The sequence below is a fragment of the [Mycobacterium] manitobense genome (genome assembly GCF_025821665.1).
Lineage (GTDB): Bacteria > Actinomycetota > Actinomycetes > Mycobacteriales > Mycobacteriaceae > Mycobacterium > Mycobacterium arseniciresistens.
In genome coordinates this window covers 1-9,206 of the sequence record NZ_JACKSJ010000074.1, presented here as the reverse complement: position 1 = coordinate 9,206, position 9,206 = coordinate 1, and the positions used below count along the sequence as shown (strand labels likewise).

Here is a 9,206-nt window from a genome sequence, read left to right as displayed (position 1 = left end):
TACGACGCCGGCCTGCGGCAGTACCTGTTGCCGTACGAGGTCGCACGCCAAGCGAAGGACCCCGACGGGGCGGTGATGGACTTCCTCGAGTTCACCTATGGCGCGGCCGCCGATTTGATGGGATGGGACCGCGGCGCCCTCGAAACCGACCCGAACCGCTGGACACACAAGGGCACGTCGCGATGACGACCGAATCCGCGAGTCCACGACGCAATCCCGTCCCGGCGCGTCGCGCACCCTGAACCACGATGAGAAAGACCGATATGTCTGATTCGATGAAGGCCGTTGTGCTCGCCCGTTTCGGAGGGGCCGACGCCTTCGAGCTGCGTGATGTCCCTGTACCGCACGTCGGGCCCCGCCAGGTACGGGTGCGCGTCCACGCGACCGCCCTCAACCCGCTCGACTATCAGATCCGCCGCGGGGACTACGCGGATCATGTGCCGCTCCCGGCGATCATCGGGCACGACATCTCCGGTGTGATCGAGGAAGTCGGATCCCACGTGACCGAGTTCCGCGCCGGCGATGCGGTGTACTACACGCCCCGGATCTTCGGCGGCCCTGGCTCCTACGCCGAACAGCACGTCGCCGACGTCGAGCTCGTCGCCCGGAAGCCGGAGAACGTCAGTCACCTGGAGGCGGCGAGCCTGACGCTCGTCGGCGGGACGGTCTGGGAGTCCCTGGTGACCCGGGCTCAGCTCACCGTCGGGGAGACGATCCTCATCCATGGCGGCGCGGGCGGTGTCGGCACGATCGCGATCCAGATCGCGAAGGCGATCGGCGCACGAGTGATCACCACCGCGAAAGCCGCCGACCATGACTTCGTGCGCTCCCTCGGGGCGGATGCGGCGATCGACTTCACGTCGACGGACTACGTCGATGCCGTAGCCGAGACGACGCGAGGCAAAGGGGTCGATGTCGTCTTCGACACCATCGGTGGCGACGCGCTCACACGAAGCCCGTTGACGCTCGCCGACTCCGGACGCGTCGTCAGCATCGTCGACATCGCCCAACCGCAGAACCTCATCGAGGCGTGGGGCAAGAACGCCGCCTACCACTTCGTCTTCACACGACAGAACCAAGGAAAGCTGAACGCGCTCACCACATTGGTCGAGCGCGGTCTCGTGAAGCCCGTCATCGGCGCGACTCTTCCGCTCGCTCGGATGGGCGAGGCTCATGAACTCCTGGAGAACAGGCGGTCCTATGGACTCCGCGGCAAGGTCGCGATCGACGTTGCGGGCGACACCGTCGCGGTCCCCGCTCGCATCTCGTAGTTGGTCAGCTCCGCCCGGAGAAGGTGGCGCGGTACTCCGACGGCGACACATCCAGCAGCCGGCGGAAATGCAGTCGGAGGTTCGATCCGCTTCCCAGGCCGACCTGGTCCGCGATGCGGTCAATCGACAGCCTCGTGCGCTCGAGGAGTTCGCGCGCGGTGTCGACCGATCAAATCGACGGCGACGCCACTTTCACGTCGAAATTCGCATTTCCGCTCCGGGGTGAGAACTCACGGTGACGACCACCGCACCGCTACCTGTGTCGAACGACGTTTCGGCGTAGCCGATGAAGCCGTAATGCCCCCATATCCTGGACACGGCCGTGATCTCACCCTGTCCCGATGCACCGGTGTCGAGGTTCGCCCAGTTGGCAGTCACGGTGAGCGCGCACGATCCGTCGTAAATGCCGGCGTCGTAGTGGATCGCCACACGTACACCGTCCTGCACCCGATTGCCGGCCTGAACAGGCGTCACCTGCGCCTCGGCGCGGACGTTGCCAGCGCACGTCGCGGATGCGATCACTGGGACACTATCGAGATGTGCTGAGGCTTGCGCATACGCCGGTCCTGCGAACAACCAAGGTGCAATCAGCGCGGTGGCGAGCGCTCCGGCAGCAGGTATCGAGGTCATGCTTTGTCATCGAGCCCGGCGGGGGTGGCGTTACCCCTGTGGTCGGCCGCGATGCGACCGCCGAGTCGACTGAGACCGGGCACCCCCCGCTCAGCGGAAATAAGGTTCAACCGTCCCACTGACCTTGACGACCATTGGATTTCCGTGGCGATCCTTCGCGGTAGGGACTTCAACACGCACCCAACCCTCAGCCACGTTGTATTCGTGCACATTGGTTTTTTCGGCGCCATTGAAGCGAATACCCACATCGCGGCGAAGAACCTCTTCGTTGTAGAAGGCGCTGCGCGGATCGATGGAGAGGTGATTCGGTGGAACGTCTGTGTTCTGGTCCTCGGACATGATGGCCTTCGTTGAATGCTCGGACTGTTCTCAAAGAATCTACGCGACCGTGCCGTCGCGGGATGCGCGTAGGCCTTGGAGGCCCAACCTGGGGTTGGCGGGGTTTCGGAAGGCGGCCTGACTGCTCGGGGAACACCACCAGGGTGGACACTATGACGTGGCTCTTTCTGCAACAGTGTTCAAAGTCGAACTTGGCGTCTCCGATGTCGATCACGGTTACTACGCCGATCACACTCTGACCGTAGCCCGTCACCCCAGTGAGAACGATGAGCGGATGGTGGTGCGGTTGTTGGCATTTGGGCTGCGCGCACACCGGCTCAGCGATGTCGACGGCGAGTTGGCGTTCGGGGCGGGCCTGTCCACCCCTGGCGTACCGGACTTGCGGCTTGCGGACTACACGGGCCGGATCCTGGAGTGGATCAATGTTGGCCAGCCCGATGAACGCGCCTTGGGCAAGGCGGCCAGCCAGGCTGACCAGGTGCTGCTGTTCCCTTTCGCCGCCGGCGTGGCCACCTGGTGGCGCACAGTGGGACCCAAAGTGGCGAAGCTGTCGAACCTGTCGGTGGTGCAGATACCGTACGGACCGGTGCAGCAACTGGCCCAGAGCATCGATCGACGGGTCTCGGCGCAGGTGATGGTGATGGAGGATCAGGTGACGATGACCGTGGGCGGTGTCGACGTCACCTTCACGCCCGAGCCGCTTCAGTGAACTTCTGAGCCCGAGGTGCTGACCGATAGCGTTGGCGCAATGGACGCTCATCTCGCTGCGGGTCCTGTCGCGATATCGGCCCGAACAGCTTGGGTGCTGGAGGACACTTGCTGTATGTCCACTGCGCTCTGGATCCTCGTTGCGGTCCTTGCCGTCGGCACCGTCACCGGTGGCTTGTTGCGGATACGGGCCTGGTTGCAGAAACCAGCCCCGCCTGCAGTGATCGAGGCCGCGCGCCGTCGCGACGAGGAAAAGGACTGACCGCGGCGTAGATACTACGCATTACCTTGCCGCTCAACAGCCGTCGCCTACGGGGTGCGCAATCCTTCCTCGCTCGGCCTCGACGCGAAGGAGGAACGATGCCGGAGTCGAGCCCCGCCGCCGAATTCGACTTCGTCATCGTGGGAGCAGGCAGTGCGGGCTGCCTGCTCGCCAACCGGCTCAGCGCCGATCCTGACCACCGTGTGCTCTTGATCGAGGCCGGCGGCAAAGACGACTGGTTCTGGATCAAGGTGCCGGTGGGCTACCTGTACACCATTGCCAACCCACGCACCGACTGGTGTTTCGCGACCGAACCCGACCCGGGACTGGCCGGGCGCAGCATTCACTATGCGCGGGGCCGGGTGATCGGCGGCAGCTCGTCGATCAACGCGATGATCCACATGCGCGGCCAGGCCTCTGATTACGAGCTGTGGGCCCAGGCCACCGGTGACGAGCGGTGGCGGTGGGGCGGCACCGACGGCTCCGGTGGCGAGACCCTGGCGATCTACAAGGAGTTGGAAGACTACTTCGGCGGCGCCGACGAGTGGCACGGCGCCGGTGGTGAGATCGCTGTCGAGCGGCCACGTGTGCGCTGGAAGATCCTGGACGCCTGGCAGGCCGCCGCTGCCGAACTGGGCATTGATCCGATCGACGAATTCAATCGCGGAAGCAACGACGGCAGTGCGTACTTTCACGTCAACCAACGGCGCGGCCGCCGCTGGTCGATGGCCGATTCCTTCCTGCACCCCGTCGCGCAACGACCGAATCTCACTATCTACACCCACGCCCAGGCCCTGCACCTGCTGATGGACGGCCAGGTCCACGAAGGTCAGCGGCGCGGCGCGTGGACCACGGCTCGGCACCGCGTCACCGGTGTACGGCTGCGCAGAGACGGCCAGATCATCGACGTTCAGGCCCGCCGGGAGGTGATCCTGAGCGCCGGAGCGATTGGGTCGCCGCAGCTCATGCAGGCCTCGGGTCTGGGACCGGCCGGGCTGCTCACCCAACACCAGGTGCCGGTCACCGTTGATCTACCCGGGGTGGGCGAAAACCTTCAGGACCATCTGCAGCTGCGAACGGTCTACCGGGTGCGGGGCGCCCGGACTGTCAACACGCTGTATCGGAATTGGATCACCCGGGCGGGCATGGGAGTTCAGTACCTGTTGCTGCGCTCAGGACCCCTGACCATGCCGCCCTCCACGTTGGGAGCCTTCGCCAAGAGCGATCCCGCACTGGCCAGTCCCGATCTGGAGTGGCATGTGCAGCCGTTGTCGTTGGCCAAGTTCGGCGAGCCCCTGCATCCCTTCGGAGCGATCACTCCGTCGGTGTGCAATCTGCGCCCCACCTCTCGAGGACATGTGCGGATAGCCGGCGCAGATCCGCTGACGTCCCCGCGTATCTCCTGTAACTACCTGTCGACTGACGCCGATCGTCGGATTGCCGTGCTCGGCCTCCGGATGACCCGGCAGATCATGGCGGCGAAATCTCTGGCCCGCTACCGCCCAGAAGAAGTGCTTCCTGGCCCCCAACGAGAGAGCGACGAAGACCTGGAGCAAGCGGCCCGTGAGCTGGGGACGACCATCTTTCATCCGGTGGGCACCTGCGCGATGGGGGCGTTCGATCCACACGGGCGGCCACGGTCGGCCGCCACGGTGCTCGACACCGATTGCCGCGTGTACCGTGTCGCCGGCCTTCGAGTGGTTGATGCGTCGGCGATGCCCACCATCACTTCGGGCAACACCAATGCGCCGGTCATGCTGATCGCAGAACGCGCAGCGCGGGCAATCCTGGAATGAGCATCGGCGTCGACGCGCCGATCCGGAATAAACCCGCACCCGCTGAACTTGGCTCAAGAGTCGCCTCTCCCCCGACTCAGGAGCATCCATGACCCGTCCCGTCCGCGTCGCCGTGCAGATCCAGCCGGGCGGCACGCCCGACTACCGCACATGGCGCGACGCCGTCCTGGCCGCCGACGACCTCGGCGCCGATGTGATCTTCGGCTACGACCACTTCCACTACCCGGCGATGGAGGGCATCGTTGACGGCAAGCCCGTTCTGACAGCAGAGCAGCCCGACGTCGCCAACTTCGAGGGCTGGACTGCGCTCGCGTCGTGGGGCGAGATCACCTCACACGCCGAGATCGGGCTCCTCGTCACCGGCGTCGGCTACCGCAACGCGGATCTGCTCGCTGACATGGCGCGCACCGTCGACCACATCAGCGGCGGCCGGCTCATTCTCGGCTTGGGCGCGGGCTGGTACGAAAAGGATTACACCACCTACGGTTACGACTTCGGCACCTTCGGCTCTCGCTTCGACCTGTTCGACGAGAGCCTGATCCGCATCGAGAACCGGCTCGCCGCACTGATTCCGCCGCCCGTGCGCAAGCTACCGATCCTCATCGGCGGGACCGGGCCCAAGCGCTCGCTGCCCGCCGTTGCCCGGCACGCCGACATCTGGCACGCGTTCACCGACCTCGACGCCTTCCGCAGGTCCAGCGACCGCGTCGACGAGCTGGCAGCGACGTTCGGCCGCAGCGGCGCCGATATCGAACGCTCGACACTCTGGGAGAACGCCGGCAGCGCCGATGCCTTCCGCGAGGCGGGAGTCACGTTGTTCCAGACCGAACTCACCGCCAAGGATGGTTATGACCTCACGTCTCTCAAGGAGGTGCTCAGCTGGCGCGACAACGGTTGAGAAACATCGGATTCGCTCCCCTGGCGAGACGTCCAGTCAGGATGACGTCTCGGCGGCGAGCCGGGACAGCGTGTCGTCCAGTTGATCCTTGGTGACCAGCGGGAACGTCACCTTCTCGAGAAGCTTCTTGTCCGTGACCTTCGACCAGTCATAGGTGTGGCGTACCAACGTCTGATTCGGTCCCTGAGACTCGAACTCCCACAGCCACTCCCATCCCGGAGGTTCGGTGCCCTGGGGTGCCGTCTTCCAGGCGAGCAGCTTGTCCTTCGCATAGCCGGACACGTGGTTGTCGGTCTTGTACTCCCCGCCCATGTGGTCGCCCTGCATGTTCATCGTGAACACCTCGCCCACTGCCTGTATCCGGTCAGCGTGATGAACACTGCGGACGAAGCCCGAGCCGTCGAGTGCTGGGTGTCGCTCGGGATTGGAGATGACGTCGAAGACCGCGGCTGCTGACGCATCGATGGTTCGTTCAACGGTGACCTTCGCGTTTTCGCTCATCCCCCCACACTGCCGAAACTCAGCCGTTACGGCAACGTTGCGTGCGGATCGGCGGGTTACCGCTCAGAGTCGGGGCTCACGCCCCCGACGTCACCGCCTTGGCGAACGCCTCCGGATCTTGGTCGTGCGCCAGGTGTCCGACGTTCGGGATCACCACCGTGCGAAGGTCCGGCCGGCGCTGACTGAACCGATGATGGATACGGTGCAGCCATTGCGGACTCTGGTCACCGAGGATCCAGGTCATCGGAACCGGTGCGGCGGCAACGGCCCGGGTCGCGACATATTCGACGGAGACGCCGAAAGGATGCGGGTCGAACTCGACCAGCACCGGTTCCACGTTGCGCCGCATGCCCTCCCGGACTCGGTCAGCAGCGAGGTCGTAGGCGTTACCGCCGGACCGCAGCGCGTAGACGGACCGGAAGAACTCCTCACCCGCCTCGATTCGGCGGCCGCGTAACTGCTGCCATTTCACCCGGGTCGTGGCAGCGAATACCGCCCTGTCGCCGAGGCGCACGTTGTGGAACGGCGGTTCGATGACGCAGAGGCTGCGCATTCGTGAGGAGTCTGCGGCCGCGAGCGCCATTGCCACGTTTCCGCCGGAGCTCCAGCCCACGACATGAGCGGGGCGGTCGCAGACTTGTTCGAGCAGCGCAGCCAGATCATTCGTGTGGATGCGATAGTCGCGGACCGGCCGATGCGTCGAGCGCCCATACCCGCGGCGGTCGTAGGTGATCACCTGATGGTCGGCGGCGAGCAGATCGAGCACCGGATCCCAGGTCGTAGCGTCTGCGCCCGTGCCGTGGACCAGCACCAGCGGCTCGCCGCTGCCGCGCACGTCGTAGTGCAGTGCGCAACCCGGTAACTCGACGATGGCCATGCTCACCCCCGGGCGGTGCGATCCCGACTAACGCATGTCAACGCTTCCACAGTGTCAGCGGTGACGCCGAGAGATCGGCCGAATCGCGCATCCGTCCTCGCGATCGCAAAGGTTCAGCCGCCGATGACGTGCGGGCTCGTCCGAGCGTCACTCGGTCGAAGCGCTTCCCTCATGCAGGCCGAGGATGGCGGTGACACGGATCTCGACGCGCATCTTGGGCGCCCCCAGCGCAGTGACGCCGGTTTCGGTCCAGATCGGCGCGTGGTCGGGCATCCACTTGCGGATCTGCTCGATCATGACGTCGTTGTGCGCATCGCCGATGGAGTCCGTCTGGCTGGCAATGTGATACGAGTTCAGGTGGACCACGTCACGCCAGGAGGCGCCGGCGGTGGCGAGGGTCCGCTCGACGTTCTCGAAGGCGCGCTCGATCTCGTCCTTCAGCGATTCCGGGAAGTTCAACTCGTCGTCCCAGCCCCCCTGCCCGGAGATCTCAACCCTGTCCCCGATCCGCACCGCCTGGCTGTAATGCCGTTCTTTCCGCAACATCTCGCCGTATCCGGGGGTGACGAAGAATTCGACCGCTGTACCTGATTTCACTTCATCCATGAACTAAACATACCGCGGATCACTTCACGTGTAAACTCATGCGGGCATCGACAGGAGGCACCGATGGCGCATACCGACGATCCGCAATGGCTCAGCCCGCAGGAGAAAGACGTCTGGACCAGCCTCATTTCGGTGATCCTGCTGCTGCCAGGCAAGCTCGAGGCACCGCTCCGTCAGATCGACCTGACCCTGTTCGAGTACCTGACGTTGAGCCACATCTCAGAAGCCCCAAATCGTCGGATTCGCATGAGCGAGTTGGCGTATCTGGCCAACGGTTCCCTGTCGCGGCTGTCGAACGTCGTCAAGCGGTTCGAACAACGTGGTTGGGCCACCCGCTCACCGGATCCCGACGACGGCCGCTACACCATCGCTGCGCTCACCGACGACGGCTACCGCCTCGTGGTCGAAGCGGCGCCGATCCACGTGCGCTCAGTGCGCGAGTTGGTTCTCGACCGCCTCACTGCCACCGATCAACAGGCCCTGATGCGGATCGCCGGCAAGCTGCGCGTGGTCGGACCGGACTCGTAGACAACGACGACGGCCCCCGGATTGCTCCGGGGGCCGTCGTCGGGGGGTGTTACTTGACGTCGATGGTGACCGTCGGGCTGAAGGTGGAGTTGTTCTTGTCGTTGGACCGCACGGCGTTGGGCCGGGTGCTGGCGTTGGGGCTGACCGAGACGACGCGGGCTTCGTCGAGCGGGACGTCGTTGAGGCGTCGTTGGACCGCACGGCGTTGGGCCGGGTGCTGGCGTTGGGGCTGACCGAGACGACGCGGGCTTCGTCGAGCGGGACGTCGTTGAGGCGGTTGACCTGAACGCGGTAGCCCTGCGAGCGGAGCTCCTCGATGGCTTGTTCGGCGTTGCCGGGGCCGGTGGGTGCGGCGGCGGCGGGACCGGCGAGGCCGATGAAGGCGGCGGCGAAGGCGCTGGCGGCGATGGTGGCGAATCCGAACTTGTTCATGGCCTTGCTTCTTTCTTGGTGTTTCTCGTTGTNATGAAGGCGGCGGCGAAGGCGCTGGCGGCGATGGTGGCGAATCCGAACTTGTTCATGGCCTTGCTTCTTTCTTGGTGTTTCTCGTTGTCTTCTGACTGGTTGAACTCGCAGGTCAGGGGTTTAATTCCGCTGGCAGTAATTGGTTGACCGGTGGCAGGAAGTGATCGCTGGGCGCTCGCCAACACGACGACGGCCCCCGGATTTCTCCGGGGGCCGTCGTCGGATGGGTGGTGTTACTTGACGCTGACGGTGACCGTCGGGCTGAAGGTGGAGTTGTTCTTGTCGTTGGAGCGGATCGCGTCGGGGCGGATGCTGGCGTTGGGGC

12 protein-coding genes and 1 pseudogene are annotated in these 9,206 nt (G+C 65.0%); 7 read left to right on the top strand and 6 right to left on the bottom strand.

What is annotated here, in order from left to right; genetic code table 11:
- Both H7I41_RS10015 and H7I41_RS10010 read left to right on the top strand, forming a co-directional pair.
- Positions 1-186 (top strand): DUF5996 family protein (locus tag H7I41_RS10015; RefSeq protein ID WP_264012426.1); only part of this gene is annotated, 186 nt, incomplete at its 5' end.
- A gap of 62 nt (positions 187-248) precedes the next feature.
- Positions 249-1,271 (top strand): zinc-dependent alcohol dehydrogenase family protein, encoded by a 1,023-nt coding sequence (locus H7I41_RS10010; RefSeq protein ID WP_264012425.1) that lies wholly within the window; start codon positions 249-251, stop codon positions 1,269-1,271.
- Positions 1,272-1,275: 4 nt separating this feature from the next.
- Here the strand turns inward: H7I41_RS10010 and H7I41_RS10005 are convergent.
- The 3 genes and pseudogenes from H7I41_RS10005 to H7I41_RS09995 form a co-directional block, all read right to left on the bottom strand.
- Positions 1,276-1,422 (bottom strand): annotated as a pseudogene (locus H7I41_RS10005) (AraC family transcriptional regulator); the annotation flags it as partial.
- 41 nt (positions 1,423-1,463) lie between these two features.
- A complete protein-coding gene (locus H7I41_RS10000) occupies positions 1,464-1,901 on the bottom strand; it encodes a hypothetical protein (protein ID WP_264012424.1) in 438 nt (145 codons plus the stop codon).
- Between the two features lie 90 nt (positions 1,902-1,991).
- Positions 1,992-2,240, bottom strand: coding sequence for a DUF3297 family protein (locus H7I41_RS09995; RefSeq protein WP_264012423.1), 249 nt, complete (start codon positions 2,238-2,240; stop codon positions 1,992-1,994).
- Positions 2,241-2,397: 157 nt separating this feature from the next.
- Here H7I41_RS09995 and H7I41_RS09990 point away from each other — a divergent pair, with 157 nt between their 5' ends.
- The 4 genes from H7I41_RS09990 (at position 2,398) to H7I41_RS09975 (ending at position 5,904) form a co-directional block, all read left to right on the top strand.
- A complete protein-coding gene (locus H7I41_RS09990; protein ID WP_264012422.1) occupies positions 2,398-2,949 on the top strand; it encodes a YaeQ family protein in 552 nt (183 codons plus the stop codon).
- A 114-nt stretch (positions 2,950-3,063) separates the two neighbouring features.
- Entirely contained in the window at positions 3,064-3,210 is a 147-nt protein-coding gene (locus H7I41_RS09985) for a hypothetical protein (RefSeq protein WP_264012421.1), read from the top strand.
- A gap of 98 nt (positions 3,211-3,308) precedes the next feature.
- A complete protein-coding gene (locus H7I41_RS09980) occupies positions 3,309-5,006 on the top strand; it encodes a GMC family oxidoreductase (RefSeq protein WP_264012420.1) in 1,698 nt (565 codons plus the stop codon).
- Positions 5,007-5,094: 88 nt separating this feature from the next.
- Positions 5,095-5,904 carry an LLM class F420-dependent oxidoreductase gene (locus tag H7I41_RS09975; RefSeq protein ID WP_264012419.1) on the top strand — a complete coding sequence of 270 codons (810 nt, stop codon included), beginning with the start codon at positions 5,095-5,097 and terminating at the stop codon, positions 5,902-5,904.
- A gap of 36 nt (positions 5,905-5,940) precedes the next feature.
- Here H7I41_RS09975 and H7I41_RS09970 read toward each other — a convergent pair whose 3' ends face one another.
- The 3 genes from H7I41_RS09970 to H7I41_RS09960 all read right to left on the bottom strand — a co-directional run bounded on the left by H7I41_RS09970 (position 5,941) and on the right by H7I41_RS09960 (position 7,888).
- Complete coding sequence (locus H7I41_RS09970; protein WP_264012418.1) at positions 5,941-6,405, bottom strand: SRPBCC family protein; 465 nt, start codon at positions 6,403-6,405, stop codon at positions 5,941-5,943.
- A gap of 76 nt (positions 6,406-6,481) precedes the next feature.
- Complete coding sequence (locus tag H7I41_RS09965; RefSeq protein ID WP_264012417.1) at positions 6,482-7,282, bottom strand: alpha/beta fold hydrolase; 801 nt, start codon at positions 7,280-7,282, stop codon at positions 6,482-6,484.
- 147 nt (positions 7,283-7,429) lie between these two features.
- On the bottom strand, positions 7,430-7,888 hold the full coding sequence (locus tag H7I41_RS09960) for a RidA family protein (protein WP_264012416.1): 459 nt from the start codon (positions 7,886-7,888) through the stop codon (positions 7,430-7,432).
- A gap of 63 nt (positions 7,889-7,951) precedes the next feature.
- Between H7I41_RS09960 and H7I41_RS09955 the strand changes: the two genes are divergently transcribed.
- Complete coding sequence (locus tag H7I41_RS09955) at positions 7,952-8,416, top strand: MarR family winged helix-turn-helix transcriptional regulator (protein ID WP_264012415.1); 465 nt, start codon at positions 7,952-7,954, stop codon at positions 8,414-8,416.
- Positions 8,417-9,206: the final 790 nt, after the last annotated feature.

What these genes read in the sequence shown, in the direction of transcription:
- H7I41_RS10010 (WP_264012425.1), top strand. Translation starts at nt 249, where the DNA reads ATGAGAAAGACCGATATGTCTGATTCGATGAAGGCCGTTGTGCTCGCC.
- H7I41_RS10000 (WP_264012424.1), bottom strand. Translation starts at nt 1,901, where the DNA reads ATGACCTCGATACCTGCTGCCGGAGCGCTCGCCACCGCGCTGATTGCA.
- H7I41_RS09995 (WP_264012423.1), bottom strand. Translation starts at nt 2,240, where the DNA reads ATGTCCGAGGACCAGAACACAGACGTTCCACCGAATCACCTCTCCATC.
- H7I41_RS09985 (WP_264012421.1), top strand. Translation starts at nt 3,064, where the DNA reads ATGTCCACTGCGCTCTGGATCCTCGTTGCGGTCCTTGCCGTCGGCACC.
- H7I41_RS09980 (WP_264012420.1), top strand. Translation starts at nt 3,309, where the DNA reads ATGCCGGAGTCGAGCCCCGCCGCCGAATTCGACTTCGTCATCGTGGGA.
- H7I41_RS09975 (WP_264012419.1), top strand. Translation starts at nt 5,095, where the DNA reads ATGACCCGTCCCGTCCGCGTCGCCGTGCAGATCCAGCCGGGCGGCACG.
- H7I41_RS09970 (WP_264012418.1), bottom strand. Translation starts at nt 6,405, where the DNA reads ATGAGCGAAAACGCGAAGGTCACCGTTGAACGAACCATCGATGCGTCA.
- H7I41_RS09965 (WP_264012417.1), bottom strand. Translation starts at nt 7,282, where the DNA reads ATGGCCATCGTCGAGTTACCGGGTTGCGCACTGCACTACGACGTGCGC.
- H7I41_RS09960 (WP_264012416.1), bottom strand. Translation starts at nt 7,888, where the DNA reads ATGGATGAAGTGAAATCAGGTACAGCGGTCGAATTCTTCGTCACCCCC.
- H7I41_RS09955 (WP_264012415.1), top strand. Translation starts at nt 7,952, where the DNA reads ATGGCGCATACCGACGATCCGCAATGGCTCAGCCCGCAGGAGAAAGAC.